Below are 20,793 nucleotides of genomic sequence, written 5' to 3' on the forward strand. Positions count from 1 at the left end.
ATCAAGACATCGACAGGTCTGGCGGCGCTCCGTTCTCATCGGGCGAGGCACCGTTCGTCGCGATCCTGACCAAGGAGAGCAAAATGCCCAAGATGAAGACCAAGTCGAGCGCCAAGAAGCGCTTCAAGATGACGGCCTCCGGCCAGGTGAAGGCCCAGCCGGCAGGCAAGCGCCATGGCATGATCAAGCGCTCCAACGACTTCATCCGCAACGCGCGCGGGACGATGATCCTGTCCGATGCCGATGCGAAGATCGTGAAGATTTACATGCCGTACAACCGCTGAGCGGCCGGCAGACGAGATCAAGGAGCTAGATCATGGCACGTGTTAAGAGGGGCGTGACGTCCCACGCCAAGCACAAGAAGGTCCTGAAGCAAGCCAAGGGCTTCTACGGGCGCCGCAAGAACACCATCCGCGCCGCCAAGGCCGCCGTCGACCGCGCCAAGCAGTATGCGACGCGTGACCGCCGCACCAAGAAGCGCAACTTCCGCGCTCTCTGGATCCAGCGCATCAACGCCGCGGTCCGTGAGCATGGCCTGACCTACGGCCGTTTCATCGACGGTCTGAACAAGGCCGGCATCGAGATCGACCGCAAGGTTCTCTCCGATATCGCCATCCACGAGCCCGAGGTCTTTGCGAGCCTCTGCGAGCAGGCTAAGGCGTCGCTGGCCTATCTCAAGGACGGCAACGACAACGCCTATGAGCGGGCTGTCGGCGAGAAGCAGGCGGCCTGAGGCCGCACGCTCGACGCGACTGGAATGATCGAGGCCTGCGGCGCCGAAGGGCGACGCAGGCCTTTTGCTTTTGAGGAGCCGGGTTGGCGGATGTGCCGCCCTGGGTTAGGAGCCTTGCCAACGGGCCGGCGGCAAGCCGGCAGACGTGTCAGGGCCTGCAACGGAGTATCGTCCCGTGAGTGATGCGAACGCGCTGGAAGCGGAGATTGTCGCGAGCGTCGCGGCGGCGGCTGACGAAGCGTCGCTCGAAACGATCAGAGTCGCCGAGCTCGGCAAGAAGGGTCGTATCTCCGAGCTTCTCAAAGGCCTCGGCAAGATGAGCCCGGACGAACGCCGCACTGAGGGCCCGCGTCTGAACGGTCTGCGCGACCGGGTGCAGGAGGCGATCTCAGCGCGTCGCGAGACCCTCGCCGACGCCGGCATCGCCGAGCGCCTCGCGGCCGAGCGCCTCGACGTCTCGCTTCCGGTTCGCCCAAGCCCGGCAGCCAAGGGACGGATCCACCCGATTAGCCAGGTGATCGACGAGATCACCGCGATCTTCGCCGATATGGGCTTTGCGGTCGCCGAAGGCCCGGACATCGAGACGGACCACTACAACTTCACGGCCCTGAACTTCCCCGAAGGTCATCCCGCCCGCGAGATGCACGACACCTTCTTCCTGAGGGCCGACGCAGCGGGCGAGCGCAAGCTGCTGCGCACCCACACCTCGCCAGTGCAGATCCATACGATGGAGCGGCAGAAGCCGCCGATCCGCATCGTCATTCCCGGCAAGACCTACCGGCAGGATTCCGACGCGACCCATTCGCCGATGTTCCACCAGGTGGAGGGGTTGGTCGTAGACAAGACGGCCAACGTCGCCAACATGAAGTGGGTGCTGGAGGAATTCTGCAAGGCGTTTTTCGAGGTGCCGTCGCTGAACATGCGCTTCCGCCCCTCCTTCTTCCCCTTCACCGAGCCGTCGCTGGAAGTCGATATCCAGTGCGACCGCTCGGGCGCCGAGGTGCGCTTCGGCGAGGGCAACGACTGGATGGAGATCCTCGGCTGCGGGATGGTGCATCCAAACGTGCTGCGCGGCGTCGGCCTCGATCCCGACGAGTATCAGGGCTTTGCCTGGGGCATGGGCATCGACCGCATCGCCATGCTGAAATACGGCATGCCGGACCTCAGGGCCTTCTTCGACGCCGATGTGCGCTGGATCGAGCACTACGGCTTCCGGCCCCTTGACGTGCCGACGCTGTTTGGCGGCTTGAGTGCTTGATCTTTTCGTGGTGACGATCAGATAGGATGGAGCTTCGTGGATCTGGAGTGGGACGAGGCGAAGCGTCTGCAGACACTCCGGGAACGCGGTCTCGACTTCGCGGACGTTGTTCGCTTTGATCCGGCGTCCGTTCTGACCTTACGAGGACAAACGCTTCGAGTACGGTGAACGCCGCTTCAACGCGATCGGCTATCTCGATGGTGTCCTGTGCACCTTCTGCTGGACGATGCGGGGACATCGCATGCGCATCATCCCGATGAGGAAGGTCAATGACCGGGAACGCAGAGCCTACGCACGACAAGCGCTCTGAGGAAGAGATCGAACGCGAAGCCTTTGAAGAGATCCCGGAATGGTCCGAGGCTGATTTTGCCCCCGCCCGTCCATTGCGGGAGATGTTTCCCGATCTGGCTGAGAACCTCGAGCGGCTGCGCGGCCAGCGCGGCCCGCAGAAGGCACCTACCAAGGAGCGGATCGGCTTGCGCATCGATCGCGAAGTCGTGGATCACTCCCGCCGCACGGGAACAGGGTGGCAATCTCGCATCAACGACATTCTCGCAGCCTATGTACGGGAGCATGACGGCGGCTGAATTGCTAAACGGCCTACCTATCTGTTCCAGGGCCATCGGCCTCATCGACTGCCCCTGGTTGAAATCTGACCGGAGACATCTGTGCCGCATCCCCGCACCATCGCCGTTGAAGCCATTGCCGTCCTCGCCGGCGCCGTGATCGGCACGCTTCTTCTCGACATCCTGAACTGGCTGTTCTTCGACGGGCCCTTTCTCGGCCTCGTGACGTCGCCAGGCCATCTCGTCGTCGCGCTGATCACCGTCGGCATCTATGCCTTCTATTATCGTTCGCTGCCGCCGACGCCGGCCGCGCTTGCAGCCTTCTTCACTGGGGTGATCCTGCCGGCGGTGCTGCATCGCTACGCCTTTGATTCAGTGCTCGGCTGGGGCGGTCTGCTCTTCCTCTATGTGCTGTTCTCGCTCGCCTCCCTCTTCACCTACCGCTTCGTCCATGCCAATGGCTTTGTCCGTACGAGGATGACGCCGGACGAGCCGACCCTCTGAATCCATTTCGACAGGACGGCCCCTGGGCCTTGTGAGGACGCGCATGCCGCGCGGCTGCTCCCTGCGACGCTGACGACAAGAAGACGAACCATGAAGTTCACGCTCTCCTGGCTGAAGGATCATCTCGAGACTGAAGCGTCTCTCGCCGAGATCGTCGAGCGGCTGACCATGATCGGTCTTGAGGTCGAGGAGGTGGACGACAAGGCGGCGATGCAGCCCTTCCGCATCGCGCGGGTGCTGACAGCCGCGCGCCATCCCGATGCCGAGCGGCTGCAGGTGCTCACCGTCGATGCCGGTCCCGAGGTGAATGGCGGCCAGCCGCTGCAGGTTGTCTGCGGTGCGCCGAATGCGCGCGCCGGCCTGATCGGCGTTCTGGCGCTGCCTGGCACCTACGTGCCGGGGATCGACACGACCCTCGGCGTCGGCAAGATCCGAGGCATCGATTCAAACGGCATGATGTGTTCTGAGCGCGAGCTGCAGCTCTCCGAGGAGCATAACGGCATCATCGACCTGCCGGCCGATGCGCCGGTCGGCACCCGCTTTGCCGACTATGCCGATCTCGCCGATCCCGTCATCGACATCAACCTGACGCCGAACCGGCCTGATGCAACGGGTGTTGCCGGCATCGCGCGCGATCTCGCCGCCTCCGGTCTCGGTCGGCTGAAGACGCCGCCGGTCGAGCGTATCGAGGGCGAGGGCGACTGCCCGACAGCCGTGCGCGTGGAAAGCGCCGTCTGCCGCGGCTTTGCGCTCCGGCTCGTGCGCGGCGTCAGGAACGGCCCGTCGCCGGACTGGATGCAGCGCCGCCTGAAGGCCATCGGGCTCCGTCCGATCAATGCCCTGGTCGACATCACCAACTACCTGACCTTCGATCGCGGCCGCCCGCTGCACGTCTTCGATGCCGCCAAGGTCAAGGGCGACCTCGTGGTGCGCGACGCCGCCGAGGGCGAGGAAATCCTGGCGCTTGACGGGCGTACCTATACGCTGTCGGCCGGCATGTGCGTCATCTCCGATGATGCCGGCGTCGAATCGATCGGCGGCATCATGGGCGGCGAGCACTCCGGCTGCGACGAGACGACGACGGACGTCCTGATCGAATCGGCATTGTGGGAGCCGATCGCCATCGCCCGCACGGGGCGGGCGCTCGGGATCATCACCGATGCGCGCTACCGTTTCGAGCGCGGCGTCGACCCGGCCTTCGCCGAGCCGGGGCTCGACCTCGCCACCCGCCTCGTCCTCGACATCTGTGGCGGCACGCCGTCGCGCCGGATCGCGACCGACTTCGCACCGGTCGAGGCGAAGGCCATTGCGCTGCCCTTCACCGAGGTGGAACGGCTGACCGGCCTTGCCGTCGAGGCCGACGAGCAGGTGGATCTCCTTACCCGTCTTGGCTTCGACGTCGAACGCCAGGGCGAGGGCGCGTTCGTGACCGCGCCGAGTTGGCGCCAGGACATCGAGGGCAAGGCTGACCTCGTCGAGGAGGTGATGCGCCTCAAAGGGGTCGACCGTATCGCGCCGGCCCCGCTCGCGCCCATTGGCGGCGTCAATGGCCGCATCCTGACCGTGCCGCAGATCCGCGATCGCGCCGCGCGCCGCGCGCTCGCCGCCCGCGGCATGGTGGAGGCGGTCACCTACACCTTCATCCCGGCTGCGCATGCGGCTCTCTTCGGCGGCGGAGACGAACGTCTGGCGCTCGAGAACCCCATTGCCGCCGATATGTCGGACATGCGGCCCTCGCTCCTGCCGGGCCTGATCGCCGCGGCGGGGCGCAACGCCGCCCGCGGCTATGGCGATGTCGCGCTGTTCGAGGTCGCGGCGATCTATGCCTCCGACGAGCCGGAAGGGCAGAAGCGTGTTGCCGGCGGCATCCGCCGCGGCACCGCTGTGGCAACCGGTTCCGGCCGCACCTGGGACGGCACGGCGCCGTCCGTCGGCGTCTATGACGCCAAGGCCGACGCGATCGCAGCGCTGGAGGCCGCTGGTGCGCCGGTCGAGCGGCTGATGATCGAAGCCCCTGCGAGCGAATGGTATCATCCGGGCCGCTCCGGCCGTATCAAGCTCGGGCCGAAGGTCGTGCTCGCCGAGTTCGGCGAGTTCCACCCCAAGGTTCTGAAGGCGCTCGGTGCGACCGGTGCGTTCTGTGGCTTCGAGGTCTTCCTCGACGCCATTCCTGAACCCAAGCGCAAAGCGACCCGTACCAAGCCGGTGCTGACGCTTTCGCCCTTCCAGCCGGTGCGGCGCGACTTCGCCTTCGTGGTGGGCTCGGATGTCGAGGCGCTGCGCATCGTTCGCGCCGCTGAAGGCGCCGACAAGAAGCTCGTCGGCGAGGTCCGGGTGTTCGACGTCTTCACCGGATCGGCGCTTGGCGAGGGTCGCAAGTCGGTTGCGATCGAGGTTACCCTGCTGCCGAGCGAGCGGACGCTGACGGACGAGGATCTGGAGGCGGTCTCAAAGAAGATCGTCGCGCAAGTCGAGAAGGCGACCGGCGCCACCCTGCGGGTCTGACGGCAAGCGGGCCGTTGCCGGCCTGCTACGGCGGGCCGGGCAATCGCAGGCTGCGGCTGACGAACCCTTTGCGCGTGTGAGTCGCTGCGGGTACAAACCGGAGCGACAGCGTGCCATTGCACGCTGATTCCATCGAAATTCGTGAATTTGAGAGAGCGACGGACCATGAGGCCATCGAAGCGCCGTGCCGATGAGATGCGGCCGGTTTCCCTCGAGCGCGGCGTCTCGCGCCACGCGGAAGGCTCCTGCCTCGTCAAGTTCGGCGATACCCACGTCCTGTGCCTGGCGAGCCTTGAGGAGAAGGTGCCGGGCTGGCTGCGCAACACCGGCAAGGGTTGGGTAACGGCCGAATACGGCATGCTGCCGCGCGCCACCGGCGAGCGCATGCGCCGCGAGGCCGCCAGCGGCAAGCAGTCCGGCCGCACGCAGGAGATCCAGCGCCTGATCGGCCGCTCGCTGCGCGCCGTCGTGGACCTCGGCGCTCTCGGCGAACGCCAGATCACCGTCGACTGCGACGTCATCCAGGCCGATGGCGGCACGCGCACCGCGGCGATCACCGGCGCCTTCGTGGCGCTGAACGACTGCCTCGCTTGGATGGAAGGGCGGGGCATGGTCAAGCGCGCCGCCGTCCTGAAGGACCATGTCGCCGCCATCTCCTGCGGCATCCATGCCGGTTCGCCGGTTCTGGACCTCGACTATATCGAGGACTCCGCCGCCGAAACCGACGCCAACTTCGTCATGACCGGCTCGGGCGGCATCGTCGAGATCCAGGGCACGGCGGAAGGAACGCCCTTCTCGCAGGACGAACTCCTCTCGCTTCTGTCGCTGGCGTCCAAGGGCATCGGCGAGCTGGTGGCCAAGCAGCGCGAGGTGATCGCCGGAGCGGCGACATGACGATGCTCGACCCGAAGGACGGCCCGCTTCTCGTCGCCAGCCACAACGAGGGCAAGATCTGGGAGATCCGCGAGCTGATGGAGCCGTTCGGCTTCACCGTCACCTCGGCGGCCGAGAAGGGACTGCCGGAGCCCGAGGAGACCGGCGACAGTTTTGAGGCCAATGCCCGGCTGAAGGCGCTGGCCGCCATGGAGGCGACCGGCCTTGCCTCGCTGTCGGACGACTCCGGCATCTGCATCGAGGCGCTCGGCGGCGACCCCGGCATCTACTCCGCCCGCTGGGCCGGCGAGGCGCGGGACTTCGTCATGGCGATGCGCAATGTCGAGGAGAAGCTGCAGGCCGCTGGCGCGACGACGCCGGACAAGCGACGCGCGACCTTCGTCGCCGTGTTGTGCCTGGCGGTTCCCGGTGAGGAGCCGCGCGAGTTCCGCGGTGAGATTGGCGGCGAGATCGTCTGGCCGCCGCGCGGCACGCTCGGTTTCGGCTATGATCCGATTTTTCTGCCGGACGGGCTGGATCGCACCTTCGGCGAGATGATGTCGCTGGAGAAGCACGCCTGGAAGCCGGGCCAGCCGGACGCACTGTCGCATCGCGCCCGCGCCTTCAAGCTCTTTGCCGAGGAGGTGCTCGGCGTTCGATGACGATCCACCCGACGCCGGCCGCCGGCCTTCTGGCGTTTCCGCCGGTTCCCCGTGATCCCGGTTTCGGCGTCTATGTGCATTGGCCCTTCTGCGCGGCCAAGTGCCCTTACTGCGACTTCAACAGCCATGTCCGGCATCAGCCGGTCGACCAGGTGCGCTACGCCGCCGCCTTCGGCCGCGAACTCGCCGAGATGGCGCGGCGCTCGCGGGGGCAGACGGTGACCTCGATCTTCCTCGGCGGCGGCACGCCCTCGCTGATGGATCCCGCTACGGTCGGCGCCATTCTCGATGCCATCGCCGCGAACTGGACGGTTGCGCCGGGTGCCGAGGTGACGCTGGAGGCCAATCCGACCAGCGTCGAGGCGGATCGCTTCCGTGGCTATCGGGCGGCCGGCGTCAACCGCGTCTCGCTTGGCGTCCAGGCGCTGAACGATCGGGATCTGAAGGCGCTCGGCCGGATGCACGATGTCGGCCAGGCGCTCAGCGCCATCAGGCTTGCCCGCGAGATCTTCCCGCGCCTCTCTTTCGACCTCATCTATGCGCGTTCAGGTCAGACGGTCGCGGACTGGGAAGCCGAGCTGACCCAGGCGATCGACCTTGCGGCCGACCACCTGTCGCTCTACCAGCTGACCATCGAGGAAGGGACGCCCTTCTACGCGCTGCATCGCGCCGGACGCCTCGTCGTGCCGGACGGCGACCTCTCCGCTGAGCTCTACGAGGCGACGCAGAGCCTGACCGCCACTCGCGGTTTGCCGGCTTACGAGATCTCAAACCACGCGGTACCGGGCGCCGAGTCGCGCCACAACCTGACCTATTGGCGCTACGGTCTCTATGCCGGCGTCGGCCCGGGCGCCCACGGCCGTCTGATGGGCGAGGACGGTCGCCACGCCATCGCCAACGAGCGCCATCCCGAGACCTGGCTGCGGATGGTCGAAGATTGGGAGACCGGCATCGCCTCGGACGAGCTGCTCAGTCCCGCGGAAGAGGCCGACGAGCTCTTGCTGATGGGATTGCGCCTTGCCGAAGGCATCGATCTCAAGCGCTGGCGCCGGCTCACCGGCCGCGACATTGATCCGGTTCGCGAATCGGACCTGACGCAGCACGGCATGGTGCAGCGGCTGGGGCCGGACCGCATTCGCGCAACGCCGGCCGGGATGCTGGTGCTGGACGCCGTCGTCGCCGACCTTGCCTGAGGTGGCGCAACCGCAGCAGGGAGGCCGGCTGGCATGACGATCCTCGTCTACATCGCTGCCGCGCTCGCCGAGATCGGCGGTTGCTTTGCCGTCTGGGCGGTGCTGCGGCTCGGCCGCTCGCCATGGCTGCTTCTGCCCGGCCTCCTCAGCCTTGCCATCTTTGCCTGGCTGTTGACGCTGGCGCAGTCGGACTATGCTGGACGCGCCTATGCGGCCTATGGCGGCATCTACATCCTTGCCTGGATCCTGTGGCTCTGGATCATGGAGAGCGGCCGGCCGGATCGCTGGGACCTTGCGGGCATGCTGATCTGCCTGATGGGCGCTGCCGTGATCCTGTGGGGGCCCCGCACGGCATGATGCAGGACCGGCTGTCGACACGAGCGAAGGACGCGGCATGACGGCCGAGGCGGACGGTGAGGCAAGCGGCACCGAGGGCAAGGCCGGCCGCTACCGGATCGGCGATGCCGCCTACACCGCCCTGCGGCCGGAGCCCGGCCTCTATCTCGTGGCGACGCCGATTGGCAATCTCTCCGATATGACAGTGCGGGCGCTGCAGGTGATCGCCGGCGCCGACAGGCTTGCCTGCGAGGATACGCGGGTGACGGCCAAGCTTCTGTCCCGCTACGGGATCGAGCGGCGCATGCTGGCCTATCACGAGCACAATGCCGCCGAGGCAGGGCCCGCGCTGATCGCCGACCTCGAAGCCGGTCTCTCCGTCGCGTTGGTGTCTGACGCCGGGACGCCGCTCGTTTCGGACCCCGGCTACCGCCTAGTGGGCGAGGCGATCGAGCGCGGCATCGCGGTCATTCCGGTACCGGGCGCATCCGCCGCTCTTGCGGCGCTGCTCGCCTCCGGCCTGCCGTCCGATGCCTTCTTCTTCGCCGGCTTCCCGCCGCAGAAGCAGGGTGCCCGACGATCGCGGCTGGCAGAGCTCGCCCGTATTCCTGGCACGCTGATCTTCTTCGAGGCGCCACACCGCATCGCGGAAAGCCTCGCCGACATGGCCGCGGCCTATGGTGCTGAGCGACCGGCGGCTGTCTGCCGCGAACTGACCAAGGCCTATGAGACGACCTATCGCGGCACGCTGGCGTCGCTGGCGGCGGATTTCGCGGCGATGGAGCGGGTGCGCGGCGAGATCGTCGTCTGCGTCGCCCCGCCGCCGGTAGAGGTCGCAGCGGCCAGTGCGGCGGATGCCGACACGATCCTGACGGGTCTGCTTGCCGAGATGAAGCCGGCCCATGCGGCGCAGGAAGCGGCGCGACTCACCGGCCTGTCGCGGCGTGATCTCTACCAGCGGGCCCTGGCGCTGAAGGCGGAACGATGAGAAGCACGTCGGCTCGAGGCGGGCAGGGAATGCCGCTGTCGGCCGGCGACGAGCGGGAGAAGCGGCGGCGCGGCTTCAGGCGCGGCCATCGCGGCGAGTGGCTCGCCGCCTGGGCGCTCCGCCTGAAGGGCTTCCGCATCCTCGAGACGCGCTATCGGACCCGCCTCGGTGAGATCGATCTGATCGCACGGCGAGGTGATCTCGTCGCCATCGTCGAGGTCAAGGCGCGAACGAGCGTCGTCGCGGCGATGGATGCGGTTGGTCCGGCGGCACAGCGCCGCATCGAAGCGGCGACCGATCTATGGCTTGCGCGCCAGCGCGATCATGCCCGGCTGTCGATCCGATTCGACCTCGTTGCGGTGCTGCCGCGTCGCTGGCCGGTGCATGTTCAGGGTGCCTGGCGAAGCCGCAATCTCGATCCTATCTGATGGCTTAGCGACGACCAGCAGCCCTGCAACGCGACATCGCGATCGCCGGGGGTGCTTCCCAATGCTACGGCAGCGGTGTTAGAAGCCCGCCCGCAGCAGCAGAGGTCTTCGCAACTCTTTGGCGGCCGGTCCATTCACTATCGCATCCGCAAGAAGCGGGCGCGTGATCATCCCGGGTATCGGCCGGAACCTGAACGGTCAGCCTGCGACGTCCGGGCTCGCAGCACGAAAGAACCCATGACCATCTTTAAGGATGCCGGAGGCACCATTGGCTGCTGTTGAAGGCCGTCTCCAAGCCGAGCCCGCGCACGCGCCGGCCAGCTTTTGGGGCCTGCTCCTCGGCTCTATCGGTGTCGTTTATGGCGACATCGGGACGAGCCCGCTCTATGCGCTGCGCGAAGCGCTGCATCACGCCGCAGGTGACGGGCTGACCGATTCCGAGGTCATCGGCGTCGTATCGCTGCTCCTGTGGACGCTGACCCTCATTGTGACACTGAAATATGTCGTCCTGATCCTTCAGGCCGACAACAATGGCGAGGGCGGTACGCTGTCGCTGCTGGCGCTGGCACAGAAGGTGCTCGGCCGCCGCGGCTTCCTGCTCGGCATCGGCGTCGTCGGCGCCTCGCTCTTCTACGGCGACGCGGTGATCACGCCGGCGATCTCGGTTCTGTCGGCGGTCGAGGGCCTGAAGCTCGCCGTGCCCTCGCTCAGCCACTGGGTCCTGCCGATCACCAGCGTCATCCTGGTGGCGCTCTTTGCCGTGCAGAGCCGCGGCACCGGGCGCATCGGCAAGTTCTTCGGGCCGATCACGCTGGTCTGGTTCACGGTGATGGCCGGGCTCGGGCTCATGCATATCGGCGATCAGCCGGACATCCTCTATGCCATCGATCCCGGCTATGCGATCGGCTTCATCTACCGCCACGGCTTCGTCGCGCTGGTGGTGCTCGGTTCGGTGTTCCTCGCCGTCACCGGCGCCGAGGCGCTCTATGCCGACATGGGCCATTTCGGCCGCTTCCCGATCCGCGTCGCCTGGGGCACCATCGTCTTTCCGGCCCTGGCGCTGAACTATCTCGGGCAGGGCGCACTGATCCTCTCCTCGCCCCAGGCGCTGGAGAATCCGTTCTTCCTCCTCGCGCCGGACTGGGCGCTGCTCCCGCTGGTGATCCTGGCAACCGTCGCCACCATCATCGCCAGCCAGGCGGTGATCACCGGCGCCTTCTCCGTTACTCGGCAGGCGATCCAGCTCGGCCTGATCCCGCGCCTGGAGATCCGCCACACCTCCGAGGAGCTGTTCGGGCAGATCTACATCCCGCGCGCCAACCTCTTCCTGTTCCTTGGCGTCATCATCCTCGTCTGGACCTTTCAGACCTCGGGTGCGCTCGCCAATGCCTACGGCATCGCCGTCACCGGCGACATGGTGGTGACCTCCACCATCGCCTTCCTGGTCTTCTGGAAGTGCTGGCGCTGGTCCATCTGGCTGACGACGGCGGTGATCCTGCCGCTGATCCTCCTGGAACTCGTCTTCCTCGGCTCCAATCTTCTGAAGCTGTTCGACGGCGGCTACGTTCCTCTTGGCCTCGCCGCGGCGCTGACCGTTCTGATGTGGACCTGGATCCGTGGCACCGCGATCGTCTATGCCAAGGCGCGGCGCGACAGCGTCGCCCTCGACGACCTCGCCCGCATGCTGACGCGCTCGCATCCGCTGGAGGCGCGGGGCACGGCCGTGTTCCTAACCTCGGACGCCACCGTCGCGCCGAGCTGCCTCCTCCACAACCTGAAGCACAACGGCGTGCTGCACGAGCAGAACCTGATCCTGACGATCAACTACGCCAACACGCCGCGCGTTTCGGAGGAGGAGCGCGTCAAGGTGGAGCCGCTGGTCGATTCCTTCCAACGCGTATCGCTGACCTTCGGCTACATGGAGGAGCCGAACGTGCCGAAGGCACTGGCGGCGGCCAAGAAGAAGGGCCTGAAGTTCGAGATCATGTCGACCTCGTTCTTCCTCTCGCGGCGGAGCCTGCGGCGCTCGCCGCATGCCGGCATGCCGCTCTGGCAGGACGATCTGTATATCCTGATGGCGCAGTCGGCCGCGGATGCCTCGAGCTTCTACCGCCTGCCGACCAACCGCGTCGTCGAGATGGGTCAGCAGTTCACCGTCTGAGCCGGACTGTTGCGCATCGGTGAGGCGGCTCCCTTCGGGCAGCCGCCGTCGGTCGCTGTCATCGCAGCGGCCACACCAGCATCAGCATGGGCACGGCAACGAACACCACGAGGATCGACAGCGGCAGGCCAAGCCGCGAGTAGTCGCCGAACCGATAGCCGCCCGGCCCCATCACCAGCGTGTTGCACTGGTGCCCGATCGGGGTGAGGAAGTCGCAACCGGCCCCGATCGCCACCGCCATCAGGAACGCCTCCGGCCGGTAGCCGAGACCGCTGGCAAAGCCCGCCGCGATCGGCGCCATCACCAGCACCGTTGCGGCATTGTTGAGGAAGGGCGTGACCGCCATCGCCGCAACCAGGATCAGCGCCAGCGCGCCGTAGGGCGGTAGCGAGTGCGAGATATCCGACAGGAGCTTGGCGATGAGGTCCGTGCCGCCGGTGGTGCGGAGCGCATCGCTGACCGGGATCAGCGCAGCCAGCATGACCAGGATGGGGCCGTCGATCGAGTCGTAGACCTCCCGAAGCGGCACCGCCCGCGCCAGCACCATCAGCACCGCCGCGCCGAAGAAGGCGACCGCGACCGGCAGAACGCCGAGGGCGGTGCTGATCATGGCCGCTCCCAGGATCGCGATCGGCACCAGCCCCCGACGCACGCTGCCGAGCCGCAGCGGCCGCTCCGCCAGCGGCAGGCAGCCGAGATCGCGCAGGAGCTCGGGAAGGCGCTCCAGACTGCCCTGCAGCACCAGGACGTCGCCCATGCGGATCTGCACCTCGCCGAGGCGACTGCTGAGGCGCTGGCCCTTGCGGCTGATGGCGAGGAGATTGACCTGGTGCCGGTCGAACAGGGCGAACTGCCGTGCCGTGCGGCCGATCAGCTCCGAAGACTCGCCGACAACGGCTTCGATGGCACCGATCTCGGCGGCGGATTCGACGGCGACCGCGGCGCGGCGGTCACTGGAGAGCTGCAGTCCTCCTTGTGCCACCAGTCTGTCCAGCGCCTCCGGTGAACCTTCGAGGATGACGATGTCGTCCTCCTTCAGCGTCACGTCGGGGAGCGGCGTCAGCCGGCGATTGCCGGCGCGCACGATCTGCATGACCATCGCTTCGCCCTCGGCGATCTTGGCAAGATCGCGAACCGTCTGGTCGATGACCGTCGATGTCGCGACGACGCGCGCCTCCGTCACATAGTTCTTGATGTCGATCGCCTCGTGCATCGAGGCCGTTGCCCGGCTCCGCTGCGGCACCAGCCAGTAGAAGAGGACGAGGAAGACGATGCCGACGACGGCCAGCGCGGCCCCGACCGGCGTGAAGTCGAACATGGTGAACGGTGTTCCGCCGATATCCTCCCGCACCCGCGAGACGATGATGTTGGGCGATGTGCCGATCTGCGTCATCAGCCCGCCCAGGAGGGAGCCGAAGGCCATCGGCATCAGGAAGACCGAGGGCGATACGCCCGAGCGGCGGGCGAACTGAAAGGCGATCGGCATCATGATCGCCAGCGCGCCGATGTTCTTCACGAAGGCCGACAGGATGGTGACGATGATGACAAGAAGCGTCAGCTGCCCGCGCACGGAGCTGATGCCGGGCGCAAAGCGCTGGATCGCCACCTCCATGATGCCGGAGCGGGCCACCGCCGCGCTGACCAGAAGGGCGCTGCCGACGATGATGACGATCTCGTCGCTGAAGCCGCTGAAGGCATCCTCATAGGGGACGATGCCGGTCGCGACGGCAAGGAGGAGGGCCAGTGCCGCGACGAGGTCGTAGCGCAGCCGGCCCCAGATGAAGGCTGCCATCATCAGGGCGATGACGGCGAATGCGTAGATCTGTGCGGATGTCATTCGGCGGGTCCGGGACGCGGAAGGGCGTCGGGACAGCGAACGCGCGGAACGCCTCGCGGTTCGCGCCGGCCTCGGCTTATTTGCTGCAGCCGGAAAAGATCATGACTGCCGCAGTCCGGCGGCGTGCGTCGTGGGCCACGCCGGCAGGTCGAACGCACCGGCCGCGCGCGGACGAATTGTCAGCGCGCCGGCGAGGCGCTAGGCCTCGGGGCAACTCGAATGTCCGGAGCTTCGCGCATGCCGCTCAACGTCGCCGTCCAGATGGACCATGTCTCCTCGATCACCATCAAGGGCGACTCGACCTTCGCCCTATGCCTGGAGGCGCAGCAGCGCGGCCACAGGCTGTTCCACTACACGCCCGATCGCTTGTCGCTGCGCGATGGCCGCGCAACCGCGCGCACCGAGGCGATGGAGCTCTTCGAGGAACAGGGCAAGCACTTCACCCTCGGCCCGTCTGAGAAGATCGACCTCGCCACGATGGATGTCGTCCTGCTGCGCCAGGATCCGCCCTTCGACATGGCCTATATCACCTCGACCCATATCCTCGACCGCATCCATCCCAAGACGCTGGTGGTCAACGACCCGTCCTCGGTGCGCAACGCACCGGAAAAGATCTTCGTCACCGAGTTTCCGGATCTGATGCCGGAGACGCTGATCACCAAGGATCCGCTCGAGGTGGCCGAGTTCCGCAAGGAGTTCGGCGAGATCGTCATGAAGCCGCTCTACGGCAATGGCGGCGCCGGCGTCTTCCACATCACGCGGGAGGACAGGAACCTCACCTCCTTCATGGAGACCTTCGCGCTGCTTTTCCGCGAGCCCTTTATCGTGCAGCGCTACCTCAAGGATGTGCGCAAGGGTGACAAGCGCATCATCCTCGTCGATGGCGAGTTTGCCGGTGCCATCAATCGCGTGCCCTCGGAAACCGACGCGCGCTCCAACATGCATGTCGGCGGCAGGGCGGAGCCGACCGAGCTGACGGACCGAGAGCGGGAGATCTGCGAGCGCATCGGCCCGGCGCTCCGCCGGCTGGGCCTCCTCTTCGTCGGCATCGACGTGATCGGCGACTATCTGACGGAGATCAACGTGACCTCGCCGACGGGTATCCGCGAGGTGAAGCGCTTCGGCGGCGTCGATATCGCGGCGAGGCTCTGGGACGTTATCGAGAGCAAGGTCGCACGCTGATACGGGCCACTCGGCCCGTGATTTGCTCTGGCGAAAACGCCGCGATCCGTTCCGATGAACGGGAGATGAATGGTTCGTTTCGGAACCATTCGGGTTCGCCGTGCTTTGATCGCGCAAGAAGCAACACGTCGGGGAAACGACAATGCATCGAAGACTCCTAGGTGCCGCAGCTCTGCTGGGTGCCGTCCTGCTGCCGGCAGTGGCTTCGGCCGCGACGGCAATCGCGGTGACCAACGTCAATCTGCGCGCCGGGCCGTCCACGGCCTATCCGCCGGTGAATGTCGTAGGTGCGGGCGATCGGGTGCGTGTGTTCGGCTGCCTGTCCAACCGCTCCTGGTGCGACGTCTCCTATGACGGTCAGCGCGGCTGGATGTCGTCGAACTATCTCGCCTACAGCGATCGTGGTCGCCGCTACACCGGCGAGCGGGTGGTCCCGCTGATCGGTGCGCCGATCATCACCTATTCCTTCGGCGACTATTGGGACAATCACTACCGCGGCCGCCGCTTCTACCGCGATCGCGACCGCTATCGCGACATCTACCGCGCCGGCCCGCGCCGGGATCGCGACTGGGATCGCCGCGACCGCGACTGGGACCGCCGGGATCGTGACAGGGACCGGGACTGGGATCGCCGCGGTGACCGGCGTGACTGGGACGGTCGTCGCGGCGAGCGTGACTGGGACGGCCGCCGCGATGGCGATCGTCGCGACGGTCCTCCGCCGCGCCGCGCCGACCGCGCCGAGTTCGGCGATCCGCGTGACAATCTGCCGCCGCGTCGTGACACTTCGGACCGGCAGGATGACAGCTTCGATCGGGACGACAATGGCGGCTTCGAGCAGGGTCGTCGTGGTTCGGGCGGCGGCGATCGGCAGTGGCGCCGCGGTGATGGCGCCGGTGGCGAAGGCATGCAGGTCAACCGCCGCGTCATGCTGCCTGCCGAGTAAGTTCGACAGCCCATCAGAATCAGGAGGCGCGCCACGCAGGTGTGCGCCTTTTTCATTTGCGGTTCAGTCAGTTGGACAGCGGAGCGCTGTTAAATGCTCGTTAAGCATCGGTGACACCGGAATCGCAGTCGCGATTCGGTTCGTGTTTGTTCTCCAGATGTTCTTGCGCGTCGAAGGCAAGCATGCTTAGCTTCCACCGCAGCGGGCATATCGTCCCCGCATGCACGCGTCGGAAGGGCGGCGGCGATGGTTTCACGCGTGAAGACCGTGGCGTTCCAGGGTGTCGAAGCCATACCGGTCGACGTTCAGGTCATGGTGGCGCCGGGTAAGGTCGGCATTCAGATCGTTGGCCTTCCGGACAAGGCGGTGGCCGAAAGCCGCGAACGCGTCCAGGCGGCGTTGCATGCCTCCGGCCTGTCGATGCCGCCGAAGAAGGTGACGGTGAATCTCGCGCCCGCCGATCTGCCGAAGGAGGGTAGCCACTACGATCTGCCTATCGCGCTCGGCCTGATGGCGGCGCTGGGCGCGCTGCCATCCGATGTCCTGGCGGGTTTCGCTGTCCTGGGCGAGTTGTCGCTGGACGGAACGATCGCAGCCGTGGCAGGCGCGTTGCCGGCGGCCATGGGCGCCAATGCGGCCGGTCTCGGGCTCATCTGCCCCGCCGATTGTGGTGCGGAGGCCGCCTGGGCGAGCGGCGACATGGAGATCGTCGCGGCCCGCAGCCTCATCCAGATCGCCAATCATTTTCGCGGCACGCAGGTGATCGCACGACCGGAACCGGCGGTCCGCGCCACTGGCGACGATCTGCCGGATCTGTCCGAGATCAAGGGGCAGACGCTTGCCAAGCGGGCGCTGGAGGTCGCGGCAGCCGGCGGGCACAACCTCCTGATGGTCGGCCCGCCCGGTTCCGGCAAGTCGATGCTGGCGCAGCGGCTGCCCTCGATCCTGCCGGAGCTGACGCCGCGCGAGCTTCTCGACGTCTCGATGATCGCCTCGATCGCCGGCGAGCTGACCGGCGGCCGGCTATCGATGCGGCGCCCGTTCCGGGCACCGCATCACTCGGCGTCGATGGCGGCGATGGTGGGCGGTGGCCTCCGGGCGCGACCCGGGGAGGTGTCACTCGCTCATCGCGGCGTCCTCTTCCTGGACGAACTGCCGGAGTTCTCGCCCGTGGTGCTCGACTCGCTGCGCCAGCCGCTGGAGGGCGGCGAAAGCGTCATCGCACGGGCCAATCACCGCGTCACTTATCCCGCGCGTTTCCAACTGGTGGCGGCGATGAACCCGTGCCGCTGCGGCATGGCCGGCGAGCCTGGCCACAGCTGTGCCCGAGGCCCGCGCTGCGCTGCGGACTATCAGGCGCGCATTTCCGGTCCGCTGATGGACCGCATCGACCTCCGGGTGGAGGTGCCGGCGGTTACTGCCTTCGACATGATCCGCCCGGCGCCGGCCGAGAGCTCGGCCAGCGTCAAGGCGCGCGTCGTGGCGGCGCGGGCAATTCAGGCGCAACGCTATGAGGCGGCGGGCCTCTCCGGCGTCACCGTGAATGCGCAATGCTCGGCATCGCTGATCGAGGTCGTCGCAGCCCCTGACGAGGCGGGCAGCAGGCTCCTGCGCGATGCCGCCGAGCAGATGAAGTTCTCCGCACGTGCCTATCACCGCATCCTGAAGGTTGCCCGCACGCTGGCTGATCTGGACGGCGAGGAGACGGTGCGTCGCATCCATCTGGCCGAGGCCATCTCCTACCGGATCGCCGGTGAGCGGCTGCAGGCGGCAGCCTGAGCCAGTTGAGGGAAAGGCTCTAGCCGACGGCATTCCAGATGAGGGACAGGCCGGCGCAGACCATCATGGCATCGAGGAGATGGCGGAAGGTGCTCGCATTCATCCGGAGCACGGCCGCCTTGCCGGCAAAGGTCCCGATCGCAAGTGACGCGCCGACGGCTGCGCCGCGCAGGGCCGTCTCCCAGGGCAGGGCGCCGAAGCTCCGGAAGGTCGTGGCCTTGCTGGCATAGATGAGGAGCGCGCTGGCAGCCTCGGTCGACAGGAAGGCGCCCTTTGTGAGCCCATAGCCGAGAAAGACCGGAACGCTGAGCGGGCCGGTCGATAGGACCAGTCCGGTCAGGAAGCCGATGAAGGCCCCGGCAATACCGAGTTGTAGCAGCGACAGCTTGAGCTTCAGCCGGTCGATGATCCGCCGCCCCGGGATCATGACAATGAAGAACAAGCCGAGCAGGACGTCGATCACCTGTGCCGGCAGGATCAACAGCGTCCGGGCGCCGAGCGCGGCGGCCGGGATGCCGGGCAGCGCATAGGCGGCCACGGCGCGCCAGTCGACCTCGCGCCACCAGGCTGCGATCCGCGCGGCATTGGCGAGCAGCGATGCGACAGCCATGATCGGCACCGCTTCCTTTGCCCCGAACACGGTCACCAGCACCGGCAGGAGCATGATGGAGGAGCCGGTGCCGACGATGCCGGAGAGGCAGCCCGCCAGGAGCCCGATCGTGGCAACGAGGAAGTAGGATCCCATCGCGGCCTCAGCCTCGGCTGCCGACGCGACCTTGCGCCCGGGCGGAGCCCATCAACGCTTGCCGCCCCGCCTTGGTCACCTCAACCGGTGACGCCGAGGATGGCCTTTACCTCCGGCAACTCGCTCAGCCGGCGCATCGGCCGGGGTCCGATCTGTTGGATGACGTGGCCGGCGGCGATGACGCCGAGGCGCGCGCTGTCGCGATGCGACAGTCCGGCCGTGTAGCCGCGCAGGAAGCCGGCGGCGAAAAGGTCGCCTGCACCCGTCGTATCGAGGACCCGCTCGACTTCCGTCGCCGGCACTTCGACCCGCTCGGCATTCTCGATGATAATGCAGCCATCGGCGCCGCGGGTGACCGCGGCGAGGCGCTTGGCGTCGTAGCCGAGCCGGTCGATCGCGGTGTCGAGGTCGCTCTCCTGGTACAGCGCCATCGCTTCGGCCTCGTTGGCGAAGACGATGTCGACCGTTCCGGACCGGATGAGCTCGAGGAACTCCTCGCGGTAGCGGTTGACGCAGAAGCTGTCCGACAGCGTCATCGCCACTTCGCGCCCGTTCGCATGGGCGATCGTGGCGGCGTTGCGGATGGCGTCCTTGGCGAGCGGCGGATCCCAGAGATAGCCCTCGAAATAGGTGACCTTGGCTGCAGCGACGAGCGCCTCGTCGATATCGTCTGGGCCGAGCTCGACGCAGGCGCCGAGATAGGTCGACATCGACCGCTGACCGTCCGGCGTGACCAGGATCATCGAGCGCGCCGTCGGCGGATCGCCGGCCAGCGGCACCGTCTGGTACTCGACTCCGAGCGAGCGGATGTCATGGGCGAAGATGCGGCCGAGTTCGTCGTCGCTGACCTTGCCGACATAGGCGCCGGTGCCGCCGAGGCTGACGAAGCCGGCAACCGTGTTGCCGGCGCTACCGCCGGACGTCTCCACCGCGGGACCCATCGCCGCATAGAGCTGGCGGGCGCGATCCGTGTCGATCAGCGTCATGCCGCCCTTCTGCACCGCCTCCCGCTCCAGAAAGGCATCGTCGGTCTGCGCGATGATGTCGACGATGGCATTGCCGATCGAAAGGAGGTCGAATTCCGCCATGCCTGGCTCCTTGTGGTGATGCACCAGCCCTTAGCCCGATCGGTCCGCATTGGCGAGCGGCAAGATGGCCGACGGCCGGGAGTTGGGGCTCGCAGTCTCCGTCTGGATCGGCGGCGCCAGGCACCAGGCAGCGGAGCAGCCGGCCGTTGCGGCTTTTCCTGCGCGCACCTATGTCCAATGCGATACTGGAGGCCTGCCGATGATCTTCGCTGCCGTTCGCCTGGCGCTCGCCGACCTCCTCTCGCAGCCGTTCCGCATGGCGCTATGGAAGTCGCTGGGGCTGACGCTGCTCGTCCTCATCGCGCTCTGGTTCGGGCTCGAATGGCTGTTCGAGACAGTCGCGATCCCGTTCTTCGCCTCCTTCGCACCGGACATGCCGGCCTGGCTGGACAGCGCCGGCACCTTTGCCGGCTGGGCGGCGGGCCTGGCGCTGGCGATCGCGCTGGCCTTCCTGATCGGCCCGATCAGCGCCGTGATCGCCGGCCTTTTCCTCGACGACGTCGCCGAGGTGGTGGAGCACTCCTATCCCGCCATGCCGACCGGCCGTGCGATGCCGCTGTGGCCAAGCCTCATCCTGTCGGCAAAATTCTTCGGCGTCGTCATCCTCGGCAATCTCGTCGCCTTGGTGCTGCTGCTGGTGCCGGGCGTGAACCTCATCGCCTTCCTCCTCGTCAACGGCTATCTCCTCGGCCGCGAATATTTCGAGTTCGCGGCCCTGCGTTACCGGCCGGAAGCCGAGGCCAAGGCCCTGCGCGGGCGCTATCGCACCACCGTCTTCCTCGCCGGCCTGGTGATCGCAGGCTTCCTCGCCGTACCGCTGGTCAATCTCCTGACCCCGCTCTTCGCTGCGGCGCTGATGGTGCATCTGCACCAGCGTGTTTCGGCGCGCGAAGGCGGCCTTCCGGCGGTCGCGGCAGAGCCGCAGCCGCGGCCGCTGCGCAGCTCTGAGGGAAGGGCCGAGCTGCCCCGCGCCTGACGCCCGGTCCCGTTCGTCGAGCCGCCTGCCGTCCTG

At 67.0% G+C, this 20,793-nt stretch carries 21 protein-coding genes; 18 read left to right on the top strand and 3 right to left on the bottom strand.

The window, feature by feature from the left end:
• Window positions 1-83: 83 nt before the first annotated feature.
• From rpmI to C0R46_RS14740, 14 genes are all read left to right on the top strand, one after another.
• A complete protein-coding gene (gene rpmI / locus C0R46_RS14675; RefSeq protein ID WP_102960440.1) occupies window positions 84-284 on the top strand; it encodes a 50S ribosomal protein L35 in 201 nt (66 codons plus the stop codon).
• Window positions 285-316: 32 nt separating this feature from the next.
• On the top strand, window positions 317-733 hold the full coding sequence (gene rplT, locus C0R46_RS14680; protein WP_102960394.1) for a 50S ribosomal protein L20: 417 nt from the start codon (window positions 317-319) through the stop codon (window positions 731-733).
• A 175-nt stretch (window positions 734-908) separates the two neighbouring features.
• A complete protein-coding gene (pheS, locus tag C0R46_RS14685; RefSeq protein WP_102960395.1) occupies window positions 909-1,991 on the top strand; it encodes a phenylalanine--tRNA ligase subunit alpha in 1,083 nt (360 codons plus the stop codon).
• A 184-nt stretch (window positions 1,992-2,175) separates the two neighbouring features.
• Window positions 2,176-2,301: a BrnT family toxin gene (locus C0R46_RS21355; protein WP_198598348.1), complete on the top strand. Its 126-nt coding sequence runs from the start codon at window positions 2,176-2,178 to the stop codon at window positions 2,299-2,301.
• On the top strand, window positions 2,261-2,578 hold the full coding sequence (locus tag C0R46_RS14695) for a BrnA antitoxin family protein (RefSeq protein ID WP_102960396.1): 318 nt from the start codon (window positions 2,261-2,263) through the stop codon (window positions 2,576-2,578). The genes C0R46_RS21355 and C0R46_RS14695 overlap by 41 nt, the downstream gene beginning before the upstream one ends.
• 81 nt (window positions 2,579-2,659) lie before the next feature.
• Window positions 2,660-3,061: a hypothetical protein gene (locus C0R46_RS14700; protein ID WP_102960397.1), complete on the top strand. Its 402-nt coding sequence runs from the start codon at window positions 2,660-2,662 to the stop codon at window positions 3,059-3,061.
• Between the two features lie 90 nt (window positions 3,062-3,151).
• Window positions 3,152-5,566 carry a phenylalanine--tRNA ligase subunit beta gene (pheT, locus tag C0R46_RS14705; protein ID WP_102960398.1) on the top strand — a complete coding sequence of 805 codons (2,415 nt, stop codon included), beginning with the start codon at window positions 3,152-3,154 and terminating at the stop codon, window positions 5,564-5,566.
• Between the two features lie 165 nt (window positions 5,567-5,731).
• Window positions 5,732-6,460 (top strand): ribonuclease PH, encoded by a 729-nt coding sequence (rph, locus tag C0R46_RS14710; protein ID WP_102960399.1) that lies wholly within the window; start codon window positions 5,732-5,734, stop codon window positions 6,458-6,460.
• Window positions 6,457-7,101 carry an RdgB/HAM1 family non-canonical purine NTP pyrophosphatase gene (gene rdgB / locus C0R46_RS14715; RefSeq protein ID WP_102960400.1) on the top strand — a complete coding sequence of 215 codons (645 nt, stop codon included), beginning with the start codon at window positions 6,457-6,459 and terminating at the stop codon, window positions 7,099-7,101. The genes rph and rdgB overlap by 4 nt, the downstream gene beginning before the upstream one ends.
• Window positions 7,098-8,294: a radical SAM family heme chaperone HemW gene (hemW, locus tag C0R46_RS14720; protein ID WP_102960401.1), complete on the top strand. Its 1,197-nt coding sequence runs from the start codon at window positions 7,098-7,100 to the stop codon at window positions 8,292-8,294. The genes rdgB and hemW overlap by 4 nt, the downstream gene beginning before the upstream one ends.
• A 33-nt stretch (window positions 8,295-8,327) precedes the next feature.
• Window positions 8,328-8,651, top strand: coding sequence for a YnfA family protein (locus tag C0R46_RS14725; protein WP_102960402.1), 324 nt, complete (start codon window positions 8,328-8,330; stop codon window positions 8,649-8,651).
• Between the two features lie 37 nt (window positions 8,652-8,688).
• On the top strand, window positions 8,689-9,618 hold the full coding sequence (rsmI, locus tag C0R46_RS14730) for a 16S rRNA (cytidine(1402)-2'-O)-methyltransferase (RefSeq protein ID WP_102960403.1): 930 nt from the start codon (window positions 8,689-8,691) through the stop codon (window positions 9,616-9,618).
• 29 nt (window positions 9,619-9,647) lie between these two features.
• Complete coding sequence (locus C0R46_RS14735; protein ID WP_102960404.1) at window positions 9,648-10,046, top strand: YraN family protein; 399 nt, start codon at window positions 9,648-9,650, stop codon at window positions 10,044-10,046.
• 268 nt (window positions 10,047-10,314) lie between these two features.
• Window positions 10,315-12,207, top strand: coding sequence for a potassium transporter Kup (locus C0R46_RS14740; RefSeq protein ID WP_245413596.1), 1,893 nt, complete (start codon window positions 10,315-10,317; stop codon window positions 12,205-12,207).
• 58 nt (window positions 12,208-12,265) lie between these two features.
• Here C0R46_RS14740 and C0R46_RS14745 read toward each other — a convergent pair whose 3' ends face one another.
• Window positions 12,266-14,044 carry an SLC13 family permease gene (locus C0R46_RS14745; RefSeq protein ID WP_102960406.1) on the bottom strand — a complete coding sequence of 593 codons (1,779 nt, stop codon included), beginning with the start codon at window positions 14,042-14,044 and terminating at the stop codon, window positions 12,266-12,268.
• A 237-nt stretch (window positions 14,045-14,281) separates the two neighbouring features.
• Here C0R46_RS14745 and gshB point away from each other — a divergent pair, with 237 nt between their 5' ends.
• The 3 genes from gshB (at window position 14,282) to C0R46_RS14760 (ending at window position 17,948) form a co-directional block, all read left to right on the top strand.
• Window positions 14,282-15,226 (top strand): glutathione synthase, encoded by a 945-nt coding sequence (gene gshB / locus C0R46_RS14750; RefSeq protein WP_102960407.1) that lies wholly within the window; start codon window positions 14,282-14,284, stop codon window positions 15,224-15,226.
• A 142-nt stretch (window positions 15,227-15,368) separates the two neighbouring features.
• Complete coding sequence (locus C0R46_RS14755; RefSeq protein ID WP_102960408.1) at window positions 15,369-16,169, top strand: SH3 domain-containing protein; 801 nt, start codon at window positions 15,369-15,371, stop codon at window positions 16,167-16,169.
• Between the two features lie 246 nt (window positions 16,170-16,415).
• Window positions 16,416-17,948, top strand: a complete 1,533-nt coding sequence (locus C0R46_RS14760) for a YifB family Mg chelatase-like AAA ATPase (protein ID WP_102960409.1) — start codon at window positions 16,416-16,418, stop codon at window positions 17,946-17,948.
• A 19-nt stretch (window positions 17,949-17,967) separates the two neighbouring features.
• Here the strand turns inward: C0R46_RS14760 and C0R46_RS14765 are convergent, their stop codons facing one another.
• Together C0R46_RS14765 and C0R46_RS14770 are read right to left on the bottom strand one after the other, a co-directional pair.
• Window positions 17,968-18,693, bottom strand: a complete 726-nt coding sequence (locus C0R46_RS14765; RefSeq protein ID WP_102960410.1) for a sulfite exporter TauE/SafE family protein — start codon at window positions 18,691-18,693, stop codon at window positions 17,968-17,970.
• An 80-nt stretch (window positions 18,694-18,773) separates the two neighbouring features.
• A complete protein-coding gene (locus tag C0R46_RS14770) occupies window positions 18,774-19,781 on the bottom strand; it encodes an adenosine kinase (protein WP_102960411.1) in 1,008 nt (335 codons plus the stop codon).
• Between the two features lie 199 nt (window positions 19,782-19,980).
• Here C0R46_RS14770 and C0R46_RS14775 point away from each other — a divergent pair, with 199 nt between their 5' ends.
• Window positions 19,981-20,757, top strand: a complete 777-nt coding sequence (locus C0R46_RS14775; protein WP_102960441.1) for a sulfate transporter family protein — start codon at window positions 19,981-19,983, stop codon at window positions 20,755-20,757.
• Window positions 20,758-20,793 lie beyond the last annotated feature (36 nt).

This window comes from Mangrovicella endophytica (genome assembly GCF_002893625.1).
GTDB lineage: Bacteria > Pseudomonadota > Alphaproteobacteria > Rhizobiales > Rhizobiaceae > Mangrovicella > Mangrovicella endophytica.